This window comes from Simplicispira sedimenti, assembly GCF_022760965.1.
GTDB lineage: Bacteria > Pseudomonadota > Gammaproteobacteria > Burkholderiales > Burkholderiaceae_C > Simplicispira > Simplicispira sedimenti.
Genome location: NZ_JAKVIJ010000019.1, coordinates 15,888 through 34,181 on the forward strand (window position 1 = coordinate 15,888; position 18,294 = coordinate 34,181).

21 protein-coding genes are annotated in these 18,294 nt (G+C 58.9%); 8 read left to right on the forward strand and 13 right to left on the reverse strand.

The genetic code is table 11. From position 1 onward, the window contains the following. Positions 1-56: 56 nt before the first annotated feature. The 9 genes from MJ602_RS16100 to MJ602_RS16140 form a co-directional block, all read right to left on the reverse strand. A complete protein-coding gene (locus MJ602_RS16100) occupies positions 57-560 on the reverse strand; it encodes a c-type cytochrome (RefSeq protein ID WP_243021784.1) in 504 nt (167 codons plus the stop codon). A gap of 141 nt (positions 561-701) precedes the next feature. Next, positions 702-1,334 carry a methyltransferase family protein gene (locus MJ602_RS16105; protein ID WP_243021785.1) on the reverse strand — a complete coding sequence of 211 codons (633 nt, stop codon included), beginning with the start codon at positions 1,332-1,334 and terminating at the stop codon, positions 702-704. A gap of 5 nt (positions 1,335-1,339) precedes the next feature. Next, positions 1,340-1,621: a DUF2933 domain-containing protein gene (locus MJ602_RS16110; RefSeq protein WP_243021786.1), complete on the reverse strand. Its 282-nt coding sequence runs from the start codon at positions 1,619-1,621 to the stop codon at positions 1,340-1,342. Positions 1,622-1,630: 9 nt separating this feature from the next. Further along, positions 1,631-2,095 carry an EMC3/TMCO1 family protein gene (locus MJ602_RS16115; protein WP_243021787.1) on the reverse strand — a complete coding sequence of 155 codons (465 nt, stop codon included), beginning with the start codon at positions 2,093-2,095 and terminating at the stop codon, positions 1,631-1,633. Positions 2,096-2,181: 86 nt separating this feature from the next. Continuing rightward, entirely contained in the window at positions 2,182-2,529 is a 348-nt protein-coding gene (locus MJ602_RS16120) for a copper-binding protein (RefSeq protein ID WP_243021788.1), read from the reverse strand. Then, positions 2,526-2,987 carry a DUF411 domain-containing protein gene (locus tag MJ602_RS16125; RefSeq protein ID WP_243021789.1) on the reverse strand — a complete coding sequence of 154 codons (462 nt, stop codon included), beginning with the start codon at positions 2,985-2,987 and terminating at the stop codon, positions 2,526-2,528. The genes MJ602_RS16120 and MJ602_RS16125 overlap by 4 nt, the downstream gene beginning before the upstream one ends. Positions 2,988-3,043: 56 nt before the next feature. Continuing rightward, positions 3,044-3,538, reverse strand: a complete 495-nt coding sequence (locus MJ602_RS16130; protein WP_243021790.1) for a cupredoxin domain-containing protein — start codon at positions 3,536-3,538, stop codon at positions 3,044-3,046. Positions 3,539-3,565: 27 nt separating this feature from the next. Continuing rightward, a complete protein-coding gene (locus MJ602_RS16135; RefSeq protein ID WP_243021791.1) occupies positions 3,566-4,978 on the reverse strand; it encodes a multicopper oxidase family protein in 1,413 nt (470 codons plus the stop codon). A gap of 16 nt (positions 4,979-4,994) precedes the next feature. Further along, a complete protein-coding gene (locus tag MJ602_RS16140) occupies positions 4,995-6,347 on the reverse strand; it encodes a TolC family protein (protein WP_243021792.1) in 1,353 nt (450 codons plus the stop codon). A gap of 558 nt (positions 6,348-6,905) precedes the next feature. On the opposite strand from MJ602_RS16140, the gene MJ602_RS16145 reads away from it, so the two are divergent. Both MJ602_RS16145 and MJ602_RS16150 read left to right on the forward strand, forming a co-directional pair. Beyond that, on the forward strand, positions 6,906-7,589 hold the full coding sequence (locus MJ602_RS16145; RefSeq protein ID WP_243021793.1) for a heavy metal response regulator transcription factor: 684 nt from the start codon (positions 6,906-6,908) through the stop codon (positions 7,587-7,589). Next, positions 7,590-8,984: a heavy metal sensor histidine kinase gene (locus MJ602_RS16150; protein ID WP_243021794.1), complete on the forward strand. Its 1,395-nt coding sequence runs from the start codon at positions 7,590-7,592 to the stop codon at positions 8,982-8,984. A 168-nt stretch (positions 8,985-9,152) separates the two neighbouring features. Here MJ602_RS16150 and MJ602_RS16155 read toward each other — a convergent pair whose 3' ends face one another. From MJ602_RS16155 to MJ602_RS16165, 3 genes are read right to left on the reverse strand one after another with little or no spacing between them, the layout of a single operon-like run. After that, positions 9,153-10,517 carry a Y-family DNA polymerase gene (locus MJ602_RS16155; protein ID WP_243021795.1) on the reverse strand — a complete coding sequence of 455 codons (1,365 nt, stop codon included), beginning with the start codon at positions 10,515-10,517 and terminating at the stop codon, positions 9,153-9,155. A gap of 20 nt (positions 10,518-10,537) precedes the next feature. Beyond that, positions 10,538-11,431 carry an excinuclease Cho gene (gene cho / locus MJ602_RS16160; RefSeq protein ID WP_243021796.1) on the reverse strand — a complete coding sequence of 298 codons (894 nt, stop codon included), beginning with the start codon at positions 11,429-11,431 and terminating at the stop codon, positions 10,538-10,540. A 14-nt stretch (positions 11,432-11,445) separates the two neighbouring features. Next, on the reverse strand, positions 11,446-11,889 hold the full coding sequence (locus tag MJ602_RS16165; protein ID WP_162015154.1) for a LexA family protein: 444 nt from the start codon (positions 11,887-11,889) through the stop codon (positions 11,446-11,448). 237 nt (positions 11,890-12,126) lie between these two features. Between MJ602_RS16165 and MJ602_RS16170 the strand changes: the two genes are divergently transcribed. From MJ602_RS16170 to MJ602_RS16180, 3 genes are all read left to right on the forward strand, one after another. After that, the gene (locus tag MJ602_RS16170; protein WP_162015155.1) at positions 12,127-12,768 is read left to right on the forward strand and encodes an SOS response-associated peptidase; all 642 of its coding nucleotides are present in this window, start codon (positions 12,127-12,129) and stop codon (positions 12,766-12,768) included. Positions 12,769-12,827: 59 nt separating this feature from the next. Then, positions 12,828-13,640 carry a DNA/RNA non-specific endonuclease gene (locus MJ602_RS16175; RefSeq protein WP_243021797.1) on the forward strand — a complete coding sequence of 271 codons (813 nt, stop codon included), beginning with the start codon at positions 12,828-12,830 and terminating at the stop codon, positions 13,638-13,640. Positions 13,641-13,784: 144 nt separating this feature from the next. Then, positions 13,785-14,066 carry a hypothetical protein gene (locus MJ602_RS16180; protein ID WP_243021798.1) on the forward strand — a complete coding sequence of 94 codons (282 nt, stop codon included), beginning with the start codon at positions 13,785-13,787 and terminating at the stop codon, positions 14,064-14,066. Positions 14,067-14,200: 134 nt separating this feature from the next. Here MJ602_RS16180 and MJ602_RS16185 read toward each other — a convergent pair whose 3' ends face one another. Next, positions 14,201-15,112 carry a hypothetical protein gene (locus MJ602_RS16185; RefSeq protein ID WP_243021799.1) on the reverse strand — a complete coding sequence of 304 codons (912 nt, stop codon included), beginning with the start codon at positions 15,110-15,112 and terminating at the stop codon, positions 14,201-14,203. Between the two features lie 441 nt (positions 15,113-15,553). On the opposite strand from MJ602_RS16185, the gene MJ602_RS16190 reads away from it, so the two are divergent. The 3 genes from MJ602_RS16190 to MJ602_RS16200 all read left to right on the forward strand — a co-directional run bounded on the left by MJ602_RS16190 (position 15,554) and on the right by MJ602_RS16200 (position 18,255). Then, positions 15,554-15,943, forward strand: a complete 390-nt coding sequence (locus MJ602_RS16190) for a helix-turn-helix domain-containing protein (protein ID WP_243021800.1) — start codon at positions 15,554-15,556, stop codon at positions 15,941-15,943. A 312-nt stretch (positions 15,944-16,255) separates the two neighbouring features. After that, on the forward strand, positions 16,256-17,158 hold the full coding sequence (locus MJ602_RS16195) for a TnsA endonuclease N-terminal domain-containing protein (RefSeq protein ID WP_243021801.1): 903 nt from the start codon (positions 16,256-16,258) through the stop codon (positions 17,156-17,158). Next, a complete protein-coding gene (locus MJ602_RS16200; RefSeq protein WP_243021802.1) occupies positions 17,149-18,255 on the forward strand; it encodes a hypothetical protein in 1,107 nt (368 codons plus the stop codon). Before MJ602_RS16195 ends, MJ602_RS16200 begins: the two co-directional genes overlap by 10 nt. Positions 18,256-18,294 lie beyond the last annotated feature (39 nt).

The following is an 18,294-nucleotide window of genomic DNA, read 5'->3' on the forward strand; positions in this document are numbered from 1 at the left end:
GTCCTGCCCGCTCAAGGCCCGCTGCCACGGCAGCAGGCCTGTCCTGAAGGAGCACCTCAGTGCTCCAGTGATTTGTGGTACTGGTCATTGAGTTGGTCATGGCGTGCACGGATTTCCCGTGGCCACTGCGCCTTGATCCATGACAGCACGGCAACAATTTCCGCATCATTCAAAACCCCGTCATAGATGGGCATGTCGGTGCGATATCCAGGCTGCCGGATCATCTGGGCCAAACCATGCTTGGTGATGGCGAAAAGCTGTGCATCAGGATGGTGCCAGGTGTGCCCGCTTTCATCGTGTGGCGGCGCCGGCAACAGACCGTTCGGTCCGTGTTCACGCCAGTTCGGTTGCCCCTGGCCACGGACTCCGTGACAAGCTGCGCAATGCTGTGCATAGATGCGAGCGCCGGCCTGCACCGTCTGTGGGTCATCGGGACGAAGCGCATAGGGTTCTGGCGCGGCAGTCCATGCACCTTTCGCGCTCAACGCATACCAACCTGCCGCAGCCAGGAGTACGGCTAGCAATCCGCCCAAGGCCAGGTTCACCGTGTTCGAGCGCATGGGCAACTCAGGCCTTCCCACATCCACGGTTGCCGTGCGAATGCGCCGCAAGGACCGTATGACGAGCCTTGGCACCTAAGGATGGAGGAACTGCACTCATGGACACCTCAGAGAAAGAAGAGAACCGGCGGCCAGAATTCTCTACCCCAGCCGGGGAAAAAAGCGCGGGACTTGGCTTGCATAGTCTTGCCAGTCCTTGCCGAAGCGCATCGCGCTCTCACGTTCCTCCGCCAAGGACAATCGGCCATACATCACCATCAAGACGGGAAACATCAGCAATATCAGCAAGGTCGGCCATTGCAGCAGGAAGCCCAGCATGATCAACACGAAGCCGATGTACTGCGGGTGGCGCAGCCGCGCGTAAGGGCCTGTCCGCGCCAATTGACCCGCACGCTGAGCCGCATACAGCACCGGCCATGCTTCTGCCAGCAGCCAGAAGCCGCCACCAATAAACACATAGCTGAGGATGTGGAATGGGCCGAAATGCGGATCGCCCCCCCAACCGAACAGCAGTTCCAGCAAATGCCCCGCGTCATGGCCCAGAAGATCCACGGAGGGAAATTTCTGCCCCAGCCAGCCCGAAAGGAAATAGATGGTCAGCGGGAAGCCATACATCTCGACAAACAGCGCGACGATGAATGCCGTGAAGGCGCTGAAACTGCGCCAGTCGCGCGCGTTGGCCGGCTTGAAAAAGCTGAAGGCGAACATGACGAACACCGCGATGTTCACCACCACCAGCAGCCAGAGGCCATACGCGGGTCCTGTGTGCTCCATGATGCCTAACTCCTGTGAGAGTTTTCATCCTGCCGAGGGGACTCCGAGTCCACATGGCCTCCATGTCCGCCATGTCCGCCGTGCATGAAAACGTGCATCAACGGACAAAGCAACAAAATCGCGTAGGGCCACCATTGCGACAGGTGGGCGCGATGTTCGGTCCATAGAAAGTAGCCAGCAACAGCCCCGATCACCAGGAGCCCGATGGAATACCGGGAACGCCAAAAGCTCCCATCTTTCTGGGTGTGCTGTCCCGGTATCTGATGAGGGGCGTGGTTGTGGCTCATGTTGACCCCTTACTTGGCCGCAGGTGCCATGGGTGACTGCATGCGATCCATCATCATCTGCATCATGGACTCCATCATGTCCATGCGCTTTTCCATCATTTGCTGGCGATCGGTCATGCCGCTCATGCCTTTACCGCCCTGCATTCCAGCCATCTTGGACATGCCACCCATCTGCTTCATCATGGCCATGCCGTCCTGCATCATCTTCATGTGCTCGGCCATCAGTGCTTGACGTTCTTCGGGCGTTTTGGCGGACATCATTTTTTCGTGCATCGCCTGCATGTCCTTCATGCGCTGGTCCATGGCAGCCATTTTTTCTGCACCCATGGATTGGCCCGGGGCCTTCTTGGCCGCTGCAGCGGGCGCCGCGCCTTCCGGATGGTGTTCCTTGTGCTCTTCGGTGCCTTGGGCGAGCGCGCCCAGCGATGCCGTTGCCACGCAGATACCGATCAGGGTGTTGCGAATATGGATCATGGTTCTCTCCTGTCCTGGTTGAAATTACCGTGGCCATCCCTGGAAGGGTTGAGCGCGCGGCAATGGCACGCGAATGCAGCGTGTTCTTAGCGGAGCGGCTGAATGTCGGTGACGATCAGCTTTCCGCCCTCGCTCTGCGCCACGAACCTGATCTTGTCGCCCGGTTTGACGGCGCTCAGCGCACCCTTGTCCCGGACCGTGAACACCATGGTCATGGCCGGCATGTCGAGGTTTTTGATTTCTCCATGCTTGATCGTGACCTTGGCGGACTCCAGGTCCACCTTCCTGACCTCGCCTTCGGTCAGGGGGGCGGTGGCGGATGCCGACGCATGGTTGTGGTCGTGTTCCGCAGTGGCCTGGGCGAAGCTGCCCACGGGCAGCAGGGAGCCCGCAGCGATGGCCGAGGCAACGAGAAAATGTGTAAAGAGGTTCATGCTTTTCCTTTGTACGATGTGAAGACTTGCGCCGAGCCGTCCTTCTGGATCAGCAGTACCTGGTAGGCGTCCTGGCGCCCGCCGTAGGCCGGTCCATCCATGCCGGGCGAACCGATGGGCATGCCCGGAACGGCCAGACCAAGCGCCTTGGGCTTTTCCTTCAGAAGGCGCAGGATGTCGGCCACGGGCACATGGCCTTCGATGACATAGCCCTGCACCAATGCGGTATGGCAGGACGCGAATTTTTGTGCCACACCCAGCCGGGCACGCGCCGCGTCGTTCCCATCGTCGGCCACGCTGGCGCGAAAGCCGCTCTGTTCCATGTGCACGATCCAGTCTTTGCAGCAGCCGCAGTGGGGGTCCTTCCAGACCTGCAGGGCCGTTGCCCGGGGATTGGCCGCAGCAGGCAGGGAGGTCGCGCCAAGGGCCAGCATGCCCAGCAGGAAAACGCGGCGCATGGGTCTTGAGGGTGAATTCATCTCTCGCATGGATGATTCCTTATTCTTGGAGTGCATTACTTCTGGGCCACCTTGATCAAGCCCTTCATGCCAGCCTCGTAGTGACCCGGCATCAGGCAGGCGAAGTTCGCAAACCCAGGCCGAGTGAATTGCCAAACGATCTCGCCTTGCTTTCCTGGTGCAAGCGTCACCTTTCCTGGTTCGTCGTGCTCCATGTCAGGGTACTTTTTCATGGCCTCCAGATGTTTCAGCAGGTCCTGCTCGGTGCCCAGGCTCAGCTCGTGCTTGACCTGGCCTTGGTTCTTGACGATGAAACGCACTGTGTCGTTCTTGTCGACCTGGATGGCGGAGGGCGTGAACCGCATGTCGTCACTCATGTTGACGGTGATCGTGTGGGTGACTTTCGCGGCCGTGCCGGGCCTGCCGAGCGCGGTTTCATTGGCGCCGTGACTGTGTTCGCCGGAATGGCTATCGCTGGCATGGGCGAAACCAGCGGCAGCACACAGCAGCAGCGCGATGATCTTGGGAGTTGTGTTGCTTGTGTTTTTCATTGGATTCATCCATCTAGGGTTAGCTTGTCAGTGGCCAAGGTGCGAAGTGGGTTTACGCACCTGGACCTCGGCGGGCTTGCTGGAGTCTTGGATTCGGCGCATGGACTGCCCGCCTTCGGCCTTGAACCGTGCGGGTTCGGTCATGGGGCCTTGGTACTCGTGGGCGACAGTGCCTTCTGGGTGCTTGAACCAGCCTGGGTCCTTGTAGTCGCCAGGCTTTTGATCTCGGCGTACCTTCAACACGCTGAACATGCCTCCCATTTCGACGGAGCCAAAGGGGCCTTCGCCGGTCATCATCGGTACGGTGTTGTCGGGGATCGGCATCTCCATCTCGGTCATGTCCGCCATGCCACGCTCGCCCATCACCATGTAGTCCGGGATCAGGCTGGAGATCTTTCCTACCACTCCACGGTGGTCAACTCCGATCAGGTTCGGAACATCGTGGCCCATCGCGTTCATGGTGTGGTGGCTCTTGTGGCAATGGAATGCCCAGTCGCCTTCCTCATCGGCGATGAACTCGATCTGGCGCATCTGGCCGACGGCGATATCCGTCGTTACCTCAGGCCAACGCGCGCTTTTCGGCGTAGGGCCACCATCGGTGCCCGTCACCACGAACTCATGACCGTGGACATGAATGGGATGGTTTGTCATCGTCAGATTGCCGATGCGGATGCGCACCTTGTCGTTCAAGCGCACATTGAGCGATTCAATGCCGGGAAAAATGCGGCTGTTCCAGGCCCAGAGATTGAAATCCAGCATGGTCATCGTCTTGGGCGTGTAGCTGCCGGGGTCGATGTCGAAGGCATTGAGCAAGAAGCAAAAGTCCCGCTGCACCTCGTCGATCAGCGGGTGCCTGGACTTGGGATGGGTGACCCAGAAACCCATCATCCCCATGGCCATCTGCGTCATTTCATCCGCATGGGGGTGGTACATGAAGGTCCCTGGACGCCTCGCCACGAACTCGTACACGAACGTCTTTCCTGGCTGGATTGCAGGTTGGGTCAACCCGGCCACGCCATCCATGCCACTGGGCAGGCGCTGTCCGTGCCAGTGGATACTGGTGTGCTCGGGCAGCTTGTTGGTGACGAAGATCCGCACACGGTCACCCTCCACCACCTCGATGGTGGGACCCGGGCTTTGGCCGTTGTAGCCCCACAGATGGGCCTTGAAGCCCGGCGCCATCTCGCGCACCACGGGTTCGGCGACCAGGTGGAATTCCTTGACACCCTGGTTCATCCTCCAAGGAAGCGTCCATCCGTTCAAGGTCACGACGGGGTTGTAGGGGCGGCCGCTATTGGGCACCAATGGGGCCATGGTCTGCGCCGAGCCCTGGATGACTGGCTCTGGCAGTCCCGCCATGGCCACGCGGCTGACCGCGCTGGCTGCGACAGCGCCACCCGCGATACCGGCAAACTTGAAAAAATCTCTTCTGGATGTCATTGCTTGCACCTGGTGCTCAGTGGGCTTCGCCACCGCCGCTGGATGCGGGGGGAGCTGCAGATAGCGAGACATTGGCGGGGCGGCCGATCAGCGAAGCCTGAAGTGCCGCGTCCGCCAGCCAGAACTGCTGCTCCGCATTGATTGCCGCCATGACGGTATTGATCTGCTCGCGTGCATCGGCCAGCAACTCGAACACGCCAATGATCATTCCGTTGTAGCGAAGCTGGTTTTCCTCTGAGATCAGCTTGCGCAATGGAATGACCTCGTCTCGGTGATGGCGGGCTATATCGAACGCGGTTCTGTAGGCCGAATAGTTCTCTCGCAAATTCGAGGCCGCCGAGCGCACCGTCGCTTCAAGCTGGTTGGCGGCCGCCAGCGTTCGCGCATTCCAGGCATCGCGCTGCATGCCTCCCCAATCAAAGAGAGGCAGGCGGATACCAATTTCATAACCACGGGAATTGGAACGGGCACCTGCCGCATTGTCGAACTGGGTATCACGGCGGACCGCCATTTCGATGTCCGTCATGCTGGTGACGACATTCAGGCGCTGCGCCTTGCCAGCGGCATCCAGAGCACTTTGGGCAAGGCGGATATCCAAGCGCGCCCGGGTTGCCAAGGCACCGACCGCCTGCGGTTCCAGCGCTTGCCGTGGCAGATCGGGCAACCGATCAGGAAGCTGAAGCAATTGAGCCTGCGATGCATCCAGACCGAGCAAGCGGATCAACTCTTCTCGGCTGGAAATTGCCTGGTGCCTTGCTGTGGCCAGACGCGTGGCTGCATCAGCGTAAAAAACCTGCTCACGGGCACGGCTGAGGCGGCTGAAGTTGCCTACGGATTGCATCCGACGGGCCAATTCGGCACTGGCTTCAGCACTTTGAAACACCTGCTGGGCATATTGATGAATTTGCCGCGCGGCGACCGCGCGCACCCACGCCTGTCGAACACGGGTGATGTGGTCCACGACTTCACCGGCCAAGCGCAACCGTGCCTGCTCCAGTCGCGTGGATGCAATCTGCTGACGCGCGGGAAGAGTCATCAGGTCCAGCAGGCCAAAGGACAGCGCCCGTCCCACCTCCAGCTCGCTACCCGCAACCATGCGCTCGAAGCCAAACACAGGGTTGGCGATTCGCCCTGACTGCACTGCCTCGGCGGACTGGACCCATCCTTGAGCCAGCAATGTCTGCAATGCTTGGCTGTTCACCAAGGCCAAGCCGACCGCCTCTTTTTGGCCAAGAGGAGCCGACAGGAGCTTGTGGGCGGCTTCAGCGCGCTGTTGACGTTCTTCCGCACTGCGAGCCAACACCAGTTGGCCATCGACGAAAGCCGCTACGTCATTGTTTATTCGGTCAATGCTCTGTTCAGGGCTCATGCTGGCGCAGCCAGAGAGAATTGCAATCGCTGAACCGGCCAAGATTGCTCTGTGCTCCAGGAACCGAATCCACATCACGGCCGCTCCTTTTCACTGGAGTTGGTACGGGAGTTAGTGGGCGTCGGCTCTTCATTGGATCTCTTCGCAGCCGCTTCCTTGGCGTAGGAACGCCAGCCCCCGATTCGCCCGACTTGATCATTTGCCTCGCGCCAGGACCGCAGGGGCGGATCGGCATAGGGCTGGTATTTACCGAGCTCGGAAACGTATTCCAGTTCCCCGGACACCGAATCCAATGTGTGGGCTGGGTCGGTCGAAGAGGGCTGCGCCGATACAGCCGCGGCCACCCATGCAAGCATCCAAGGGAGCTTCGCAACCGACCGGCGTAGAGAGGTGGGGCGCCGCCCGGACAACCCACGGTGCATCTCTGTGTTCATAGGCGAGATTCTTGAGAGATGTCCCTGACACAAAGCTGTGCGCCAAATTACATCTTTGTTATCTACATGTCAGATGCAGAAAACCTGGTCAAACTATCGACACGCAACCGAGTGGAGGGCGACTGTGAGGATACTGATCGTTGAGGACGAGCCCAAGACCGGGGAGTACCTGTGCCAAGGCCTTGGCGAGGCCGGCTTCGTCGTTGATCTGGCTTCCAACGGCATCGATGGCCTGCACTTGGCGCTGCAGGGAAAGTACGACCTGGTGATCCTCGATGTCATGTTGCCCGGACTCAGCGGCTGGCAAATTTTGCAGTCGATGCGACAGCATGGATTGCAGATGCCAGCAATGTTTCTCACCGCCAGAGACCAAGTAGAGGACCGGGTGAAGGGTTTGGAACTGGGCGCCGATGACTATCTGGTCAAACCGTTCTCGTTCGCCGAACTGTTGGCGCGCGTGCGAACCATCCTGCGGCGCGGGCGCAGCGGAACGGAGAGCACAACGCTGAGCGTGGCAGACTTGGAACTGGACTTGCTTCGGCGCCGCGTCACCCGCGCCGGCAAACGCATCGACCTGACCGCCAAGGAATTCGGCCTTCTGGAGTTATTGATGCGGCGCAGCGGCGAAGTGTTGCCGCGTTCATTGATTGCCTCGCAGGTGTGGGACATGAATTTCGACAGCGACACCAATGTGATCGAGGTCGCCATGCGCCGCCTGCGCATCAAAATCGACGAAGGACAGGATGTCAAACTGATCAAAACGGTACGTGGCATGGGCTACGTTCTGGAAGCGCCCGAGGAACAGTGAGTGCTACGCCGCTTTTCACTCACCAGCCGCTTGACCGCTTTTTTCACGTCGGTGGCCGCTGCCGTCGTGCTTGGATTGGGCCTGTTGTTCTTGATTGCAACAGATCGGCATTTTCAGGAACTGGACCGTGCTGCACTAAGAGACAAGAAGCTCCTGATCGAGAGCATTCTGGCCCATGCCAATTCTTCAGAGGACGCCAAGTGGCGACTGGAAGATGCCTTGAGCCATCACCATGGTCTCTATGCTGTAGTGAACGACTCCCAAGGAAACACACTTTTCCAATCGGCAGGTTTCCATTTACCCGAACGCTCACACTCGGGACATCCATCTCCGGACGGCTACTCTCTCCAAGCATGGAAGAGTGGTCAAAGCGAATTTCACGCGATTCATTTTCAGGCTCGCACGAGGAGCGCACCGGCAACAGATCTCGATGTCTTTGTTGCCATCGATATTGAGCACCACAAGCAGTTTCTATCGGATTTGCGGCGAAACCTTGCGATCTATGCTGCCATTGCAACGCTGATCAGTGGCTTGCTGGGCTGGCTGGCCGCTCATCAAGGCATGGCGCCACTGCGCGCGATGAAGACACGGGCTGCCACGGTCACCGGGCAGCGGCTAGAAGGACGTATGCCCGTTGAATCCGTCCCTGTCGAAATGGCGGATCTGGCGCGAGAACTCAACCATATGCTGGATCGGCTGCAAGAAGACTTCCAGCGCCTCTCGGATTTTTCATCTGATCTGGCGCATGAACTGCGCACGCCGATCAGCAATCTTCTCACGCAGACCCAGGTGACTCTGTCTGCCAAAAGAGACGCAGATACCTACCGCGACACACTCGCGTCCAATGCGGAGGAGTTACAGCGCTTGGCCCGAATGGTGGCCGACATGTTGTTTCTCGCCAAGACGGAGCGCGGGGTGGATCTGCCTCACAAGGAGCGGTTTTCCGCTGCGGCCGAGGTGCAGGCACTTTTAGAGTTCTATGAAGCAGTCGCCGAGGAAAAAGGAATCGATTTGCGTGCGCATGGCGATGGTGACATTCAGGGTGATCGACTGATGTTCCGCCGCGCGGTAAGTAATTTGCTCTCCAATGCGATACGACATACACCCGACGAGGGAGATGTTCAAATTTACGTTTCGAGAGATGAAGACGCGATCAAAGTGATTGTTGAAAATACAGGCAAAGAGATTGAACCCAAGGATCTCTCTCGATTGTTCGACCGCTTCTATCGTGCCGATCCTTCCAGAACACATCCTGGGTCAGATGGCGCAGGTTTAGGACTCTCCATTACCAAAGCCATCGTCGAAGCACATGGGGGGACTGTATCGGCTCACTCCTCTCAGGGGAGAACGCGCTTCACGTTGGTATTCCCATTCCCGCGACCTCTGGACGTTTGAACGCATCGATCAGCTTTTCCTGGTTTGCTTGAGGCTTCACGGAACTGCAGCTATCGAACTTTGCGTACGGCCGCTATATCGCCGATATTGGTCAGTCGTGATGCGAGCATGACCGGCTGCAACCGCTGCAAAAGCGTCTCTCGCAACCAAAACTCCACCCTCACGCAATCACCCTGTCTGCCCCCGTTCAGCAGTAGAAGGCATCGGAGGCGAAGTGACAGACACATCCCCCACCTCCAGCATGTCGTCCCAACGTGTCGTGTAGGCCGGTGACCTGCGCTCCTGCCGCATCGCCCAACTAGCACGCTCTCCCGGCACCTGCACTCCGGCGCTGGCGAGTTTCACCGTCCCGCGTCCATAGCGCTGGTTGAGTTCATCGACCACCCCCATCAGCCGCTCACGGGACGCTTCCTGCTGATCCAGGGGTTCCAACTCAAGTTCCCCTTGCCGCAAGCGTGCGCTGTGCAAATCCAGCAGCATGACGCCGGCCTTGATGAAGGCATAGCCTGGCCGGTAGATCTGGCGCAGCCCGGTCAATGTCGCATGGACGATGGGAACCGTGTCACTGGTGGCCCTCAGCAGCGGCACGGTGATGGATCTCGCGTACTGCGGCCCTTTGCGGAACGGACTGGTATGAATGAACACCAATACATGGGCCGTGTGGCTTGCCTGCCTGCGCAGCTTCTGCGCTGCCATGCTGGCAAACGTGCTGACGGCCTGCTCCAGGTCCGGGAGCGAACTGACGGGTTGTCCAAACGACCGGGTGCAGGCGATCTCCTTCTTGGGTGGCGGTTGATCATCCAAGTCAATGCAGGGCATTCCTTGCAGCTCTCGCACCGTGCGCTCCAGCACCACGGACCAGCGCCTGCGCACAGTGGCAAGATCAAGGCGTGCCAGGTCCAGCACGGTCTCGATGCCAGCCTCCTTGAGCTGGGCTGCAATTTTGCGCCCCACGCCCCAGACTTCAGCCACGTCCGTGGCTTGCAATACCGCATCGCGCTCTGCGGGGTGCAGTTGGGCGAGGTTGCAGACCTGGGCCAGTTCTGCAGGGTAGGAACCTGGTTTGCGTTCGGCCGTCTTGGCCACATGGTTGGCCAGCTTGGCCAGGGTCTTGGTCGGTGCAATGCCGATCCCGCAGGGTATGCCCACCCACTGCAGCACCCGGGCACGGATGGCATGGGCTCGCTCTGTCAGGTCGCCCCGGATGCCACTGAGGTCCACAAAGCTCTCATCGATGGAGTACACCTCCTGCCGGTGGCCCAGCCCTGCCACCAGGCTGGCCATGCGGTCGCTCATGTCCCCGTACAACGCAAAGTTGGCCGATAGGGCCACCAGGCCCGCCTCGTGTTCCAGGTGCCGAATCTCGTGCCAGGGGTGTCCCATGCGCACCCCCAGGGCTTTGGCTTCGTTCGATCGGGCAATGGCGCAGCCGTCGTTATTGCTCAGAACGATGACGGGCCGGTGCTGCAGATCAGGCCGGAACACCCGTTCACAGCTGACGTAGAAGTTGTTGCCATCGACCAGCGCGTACATGGCAGCGTCCTGCCCTGAGGTCACAGCAGAATGATCTCGGAGCATCCGCTGAGCAGCGGCTTGCACAGGATCTTGTAGCCGTCGGCGTCGAATCCTGCCTCCACGCAATCCAGTGCCGATGCTTCTTCGGGTTTGCTCACGCTGCCCAGGTAGCACCAGTGGCGCAGCACATGGATCTGGACATCGTTGGGATGGGGTGGCGGTGCCGATTCGCTGCGCTCGGGGGTAAAGCGCTCGACCAGACCGATCGTGCCCGGATACGGCCAGGTGGCGATCTGCAGGTCTAGCAGCGCGGTGAAGAGGCGCTGGCGGTGTGCGTCCGGCGATTCGTCTCCCCGGCAGACCCCGGCGCACTGGTGCAGCATGGCCCTGAAGCACGGCTTGCCGGGCGGGAGCTTTTCCAGGCCGAGTGCGCCGTAGCAGAGCTTGTGCTGGTCCGCGAGCTTGCGCAGTCCTTCCTGGGCCGCCCGGTGGCTGTTGAACAGGCCGTACAGGCCGGATTCGGTGGCGAACTGGATGTCCTTGGCATACACCACCTCGGGCCGGTCACCGTGCATGCGCAGCGCACACAGCTGGCGACTGCGGCGCAGCTTCTGGTTGAACAGCGGGTGCAGTGCCTTGATCAGTTTCGCCTCCAGCAGCAGGGCCCCGATCTCTCCCGCCGTGCGGATATGGCTGATGCGCCGGGTCTGGCGCAGCATGCGCGCTTCGTCGGGTGTGCGCAGGTGGGCCAGCAAACGGCTGCGCAGGTTGATGCTCTTGCCGATGTACAGCGGCAGATCACCTTCCTCGCCATGGAAGGTGTACACCCCGGGCGCTGCAGGCATGTCTGCAAGGGCTGCGCGCAGGTGCTCGGGGTATTCGTAATACCTTGCTTCATCGAACTCAGGGCGGCGGCGTGCGGGAATGTGCATGGCAAAGCTTCGTTTCAGGTCTTGAACTGCTTGACGCTGGCCAGCACCACACCCCACACCTCGATGGTCTGGCCTTCCTGGGGAATGATGTCCTCGAAGGCCGGATTGGCCGCCTGTAGCTTGAGCCTGCCGCCGCGCAGCCACAGCTTCTTGCAGGTATAGGCCCCATCGACCACGGCCACGACGATCAGTCCATGGCGCGGCTTGATGGCCCGGTCCACCAAGATCACGTCGCCATGAAAAATCCCCTCGTCGCGCATCGAGTCGCCCCGCACCCGCAGTGTGTAGGTCGCCTGGGGATGGCGCACGATGTGCTTGAGCACGTCGATGCGCTCCCCCTGAAAATCCTCGGCCGGAGACGGAAACCCTGCATGCACGCTGGTGTCGATCTCCAGCGCGGAGAGACCGGGGACATAGGGCTCAGGGGCTGGGCAGGGAGAATCGAGAACCGGAAGCATGGGGTGGCGTGCCGGAAACGGCGGATAAACATGAATACTGTGATTAAATACAGTATATTCCCGCCTGCCGCACACTGGCAATTCCCGGGCTTGCCACTCTGGCTATGCTCTGCCTATTGCTTGAGCGCCGTGCTGCAGGCCAGCATTGGCGTGGCCTGCAGGACTTATCCAGACGACTATCCACAGGTTTGACCCCAAGGATTGGGGACAAGGACACACCCCACAAAGCGAAAGAGCATGTGCAGCCACTACCAGGGTCTTCAGCGTCCTGAAGCCTACCGCGCGGTCTTCAAGGCCGAGCCTCCTGCCGTACTGGGTAAAGAGGATATGTGGCCTTGCTACCAGGGCAGCTTCATCCGTCGGCACCCGCATGCCGATGTGGGCGATGAGGCGGTACCGCCCCATGAGGCCCTGATCGGGCAGTACGGCCTGGTGCCGCACTGGGCCAGCGATCTCAAGCTGGGTCGCCACACCTACAACGCCCGCTCAGAGACCGTGGCCACCAAGCCCAGCTTCCGGGATGCCTGGCGCCAGGCACGTCACTGCATCATCCCGGCCATGGCCATCTACGAGCCGGACTGGCGCACCGGCAAGGCCGTCCCCACCCGCATCAGCCGCGCCGATGGCCAGCCCATGGGCATCGCGGGGCTCTGGGATCGGTGGAAGTCCCCCCGAGGTGAGGTCGTGCATAGCTTCACCATGCTGACCATCAATGCCGACCAGCATCCGCTGATGAATCTGTTCCACAAGCCCACCGACGAGAAGCGCATGGTGGTGGTCCTGGAGCCCGAGCAGTTCGACGACTGGCTGCAGGCTCCCGCGAGCCGCAGCATGGAGTTCCTTCGGCCTTTCCCGGCCGATGGCTTGCGGGTGGGGTAGAGACCCATCTGGCGAATCTGTTCTGTACGGCGTACTCCCGCCGTGCATTCCCAACAGCAATGAACCAAGCGTTTGAAGTGAAACTGTCTTCCACCTGGTCGCGCCTGCTGCGCGTGACCGCGATCCTTGCACTCGCAACAGCCAATGCCGCCCAGGCCCGTGTCTCGGTGCTGGAAGCCATCGATAGCACCTCGGGACACCCAACGAGCTTTGCGCAGTGCCCTCAGTTCTTTGCCAACGGCCAACCGCCTGTAGTGGCGCCACTACCCAAGCAGCGGCAGCTGTGCTACGAAGCGTTTGCCATCCTGCACAGCGGCGAAACCAAGACGCCCGTCTATGTGGCACAGCGCTTGAACCGGCGCAGCATTGAGGACGCTGATGAAAGGCGTGCAACCAGGTTCTTTGCCGATGCCCGGCTGCCCAGGGGCGAGCGCGCAGAACTGGAGGACTACAAGCGCTCGGGGTACTCCCGAGGGCATATGGCACCAGCGGGAGACATGCCGACGCCGACAGCCATGGCCCAGAGCTTCAGCCTAGCCAACATGGTGCCGCAGGACATCCAGCACAACGGTGGCGCCTGGGCAAGGATAGAGCAGGACACACGGCACTACGTGCGAAGAGCCAAAGGGGATGTGTTCGTCATCACCGGGCCGGTGTTCACGACAGAAAGTCCTCGCATCGGGGACAACGGGGTCAGGGTTCCGACCTACCTGTTCAAGCTGGTGTACGACCAGTACGACAACCGGGCGTGGGCGCATTGGCAGGAGAACAGGGAGGGGGAGCGGGTCGGGAGGCCGATCAGCTATCAGGAACTGGTGAAGCGGACTGGGGTGGAGTTCTTGCCGGGACTTGCGGTTTCACAACGGAATTGATGGGCGTTTTGCACATCTGGTGAGTAACGCCCACAATTGAGCGACCAACCTGTTCCAACCACAGCAGCTCCGAATGAAGCAGCAGTGTTCTGGATGTGACTGATCCCACGACACTGCCAGAACAGTGTCAATCAAAGGTGCAGCATGACCGAGCCGCCAACTGACCAGCTTTCGCTCGAATTTCATTTGCAAGACACCACTTCAGGTATCACACGCTTGACGTTGCGGGCGCTTGCCAGAGAACTGAAGCTCAGTGAAAGGCAAGTTGTGCTCTTGGCTCTTGCCAGGCTGGCAAATGAGAAGCTGCCCGCCTATTTGCCGGATGACGGACCGCTCACTATGGCACAGATCCACGCCATTCAGTCCGACGCCGACGCGCACATGCCAATAGGACGTGTTCTGCGGCGCATCGCCCTGTTCTCATGAGCCGCCCCGTGGGTACAGGGCACAACCTGCGCCTGATCCTAGTTGCGCTGCGGTTTTATTGCACCCGGATTGAATGGTCGATGCAGACATTTATCACCGCACTGGTTGTCGCATTGGGTCAGCGTAGGACGCACTCAGCTGAAAACGGAATTATTCAAGGCGGACTGAGTAGATTCGCTGCGCTTGGCTCCTGCCCAAACTCGGCCTGCGGTGAGCCCATATGTCTGCAGGCGCACGTGGTAGTGCTCTCGGGCCCTCACAAGGGTGTCGAAGACATCTGCGGACCAATCGAAATGCCCTACTACATTGACTTGGCCGATCAGCTCGCCTAGTTCATTTTCGTCAAGTTCGACGAACAGGAGTGCCTCTAGAGCGGCTAGATAAATCATCTCAGATTCGATAAGGCGGGCAGTTCGCACCGGCTGCTTGGCCCACGCCAGCGCATGAAGTGCCAAGCAGGAACTCGCCAAGTCGATGCACCAGGCGTTCATTCGGTCGCCCTGAAGAAACTGGCTATCTCCCGCAACTGACAGCAATGTCTGATGCACTTGGGAGGGCGCCAAGTCACGTTGATCAGCAAACGCGCAAAACACAGGAAGTGGCGTCTTGTTCAGCAAGATGGGAAATGCGCTAGGTGTAAATCGTTCAAGAACCCTCCTGACCTCAGCACCTTCCTCTTCGCTCACTTGTGACAGGTGAAGAGACAAGTCTGAAGAGAGCGTCGGAAAGATCCATCCAGACCGCACGTTCCACCGATCGTGCAGCAACTGCATGATGCGTTCAGCGCCAATTTCCTTTAACGTTTCACTCTGGACGGCACCATTTCTGCACATCAAGCCGGAAATCTCCAATGCATCCAAATGCAGATGCAGAGCACTGGCAGGCATGTATTCAGCTGCTCGTACCCGCAAAGCCATCTCAGGGTTCTGACTTGCCGTGGGACTCAATAGAGCATGCGCGAGTCCCTGGGAAATCAGCTCACGATAAAAATGCCCATCATCACGGAATCCTGCTACGCGATCGAATCCCTTTTTCGTGGCCCACAAGTCAAGGCAGTCCACCGCTGAAGGCCGTGGCCTCGGCGGCGAATCTGAAAACCAACTCGACCAAGTTCGTGCATCTACACCACGGACTCCATACCCCTTAGGTACGCGCGCCATTACCTGCGCGGCTTGAGGCGAGTTAGCCACATGCTCGCGCCCGAGGAGTTGGTGCTTGAAATGGTTAACTCCTGCAGCCAAGCGCAGTTGTGATGTGGTTGGACTTGTCTCGGCAGCCATAGATGAACCACATTTTCACTGGTAACCAGATCAAAGGTGAGGGCAGCCGCATCAGGCTTGGCGCTGCATCACAAACCTGAGATGCAAATACCACGGTCTTTTTTTCATCGAAATTGCTGTCGACTATTACGTGGCTCACGGGTATTTTCACTGGTTGTTTTGACGGCCGCTTTCTCACCAAACAATCCAACAGAAACAGCCTGCCTCATGTTCATTGGATCTACAGAAAACAGTTTCGGAGCGCTACTTTTTAAGCTGCGCGAAAGGGCCTTTTTGAGCCAGCGGAAACTGTCGGTGGTAGTTGGGCTGCCGGCTTCGGTGATCAGTGAAATCGAAAACGGTCGACGCCCGCCACCACCAGAAAGGTACGTACACAGTATAGGACGGGCTCTCAAGGCGTCAGCAAGCGAACAAACCGCCTTATCTGACCTAGCAGCCCTAGAGCGGCAGTCGCTGGGGCTAAGGATTGGCAAGGCGACGCCAACGCATGTGGCTGCATTGCTCAGGGACATCGCCAGTATCAGCCACCAGCTTTCACCCGAACAGGCAACAACTATCAGGGCCCAGCTCCTGGAAGGAGGCTTAGCGATGAAATAAGAAACGGCAGGACCCCTTTTCAGAAGCCCCGCCGTCCGGGTGCTCAGACCGAAGTCTTCGCGGTTCGCAACGCTAGATTAACCGATCTGATCTCCGGGTGGTGGATTTTGTTCGCGCCTACCAGGCGAACAACCATAAGGTCAGATCCATGCAAAAAATCACCAATCGCCGTGAGGCATTGACGCGTCTGTGCAATGCCTCCCGAGGCGTACCAAATCTGCACATTGAGCCCGTCAACGTCGTAACCAGGCCTCCGCACGCGACACCGGCACTACAGCTCTGTCTCAACCTCGCCGAACTGGAGGTGAGGCAATGAGGACCGAAAAGCGCTTCACGCCCAAAGTCCTCGAACGCTTTCAGAGAGAAGGCCGAGGTACCGGTACTTACACAGACTACGTCCCCTGGCACAGAGTTTCGCGCGGCGATCCTTCCAGCAAGGGACGCTCCCACCTCATCGTCTGGATGGATCGACAGCGGGAGCTTCTGTCTGACCAGGAATGGGGGGGCTTGAACTTCGCTGGCCTGGTTCCAGGCTTGATCGATCTTGCTGAGCAGTTTCCGATCAGCCAGGACTCCGCCTCGCATGATCTCTCTCGGTGGCAAATCGGCTGTGGCGTTACGCAATTCCCCGGAACATTAGAGATCGCCGGGAATCTGGGTATCAAGCACCCTGCGCTGAAAGACGGCGACGAAACCCATGTATGGAACAGCACAACAGATTTGCTGCTCGTCATACGCAATCAAAGCGGCAGTCTGATGCTGCTTGCTGTTTCGTGCAAACCGACCAGCAATCTCACAAAACGGGCCAAAGAGTTGCTCCGCCTGGAGAAAGCCTATTGGAATCTCCGGGGCGTGGAGTGGCTGCTCATTACGCCAGAACAGTACGAAAAGAGTGTTGGTCTTACCCTGCGCCGAAGCTCACCTTGGGGATTTGATGAGCCAGCAAAAGTTACAGAAATCCAGCTGGCTTGCAGAGTGGTGCGCTCGGCACCCTGGCATGCCTTCTCTGACATCGTCCAGCACCTGACTGACCTCTTAGGAGGAGAAACGCACCGCCATCAAGCGCAGCGGGCACTTTGGCAGTCAATCTGGCGCGGTTTGCTCCCAGTAGATTTGCGACGCGGCTGGAGGCCTCACCACCCCCTGAGCTTGATTTCGCAGAAAGAGTTCGTGTCTTTCAACCCAATCCTGGCGCGGAGGTCGGCATGCATCTGATGCACAACCAAGCGTTCAAGCTGACTACCGAAGCGCTGGGTCTACCAGAAGGGATTTTTCGGATCGTCGTCGATGATTCCCCCAGTGACATCACCTACTGCGTTTTGATCAAGCAAGAGTCCCCGCGAATTAACGTACGAGGGGGCAGACCTCGCATTGAAGACCAAAAACTCAAGCGAAAAAAAAGAATCCCCCAGAAATCGTTGGTTGGTAGCTTGCACGCGATTTGTCGGAAAGATCTTATTGAGCTCATAGAGTCACACGAGCTGATATCCATTAGCCTTGAGCTTCCCGGTCTGTACTACAAACCGATTGATCAACCAAGCGCGCAAAATGCTTTCGACAAGCGCTGCAGGGTGATGGAGCAGTTCCTTGATAACGAGAAACTCGCGGAATCCATTCTGATTCACGGGAATCTGGGCCACCTAGTGAGCGAAACGGCCCAACAACACAAAGTCAGCAAGTCGTACGTCTACAAACTATGGTCCATTCTGTGTGCATTTGGTCTCACCAAAACAAGTCTCCGCACTCGTTGGGACAAGTGCGGTGCACCCGGAAAACGACGCGATCTGTCGGCCAGCAGCGCCAGAAAGAAGGCTGGCAGAAAGACATTTGCGCAGCGACTCTCCAAACTGCTTTACGGATGCTGGGGTGAGCCAGTTCAGCCGGGGATGAACACAGTCTGGCGCGCAAAAATAATGATGGCAGACAAAGGCATTGCAACGCCAAAGCCTTCGATGCCGGAGCGCCATAAACGCATCATCGCCAGCCAGTTCACCACGGCGATGCGCTATGACGACAACGGAAACATTGTCGCAATCGATCTTGAAAAGGACCAGTACCCCAACTACCGACAGGTGAAGCGGGTTCTGACGGAGGACATCGAGGAGATCTACCGAATCCGCGAAAAGACCAGCAGCGGCCATTTCGAACGAGCGCTCCGCGGTCTGTCCGGCTACAGCTGGGAAGGCTCAGAGGGTCCAGGTTTGATGTACGCCATCGATTCAACCATCGGGGACGTCTACTTGCGATCGTCAATCGATCCCAACTGGATCATCGGACGCCCCATCGTGGAGGGTGTACAGAATTTTGTGTAAACGGACAATCCACCGCCGGCGCAAGCCGGCCTGTCCGTA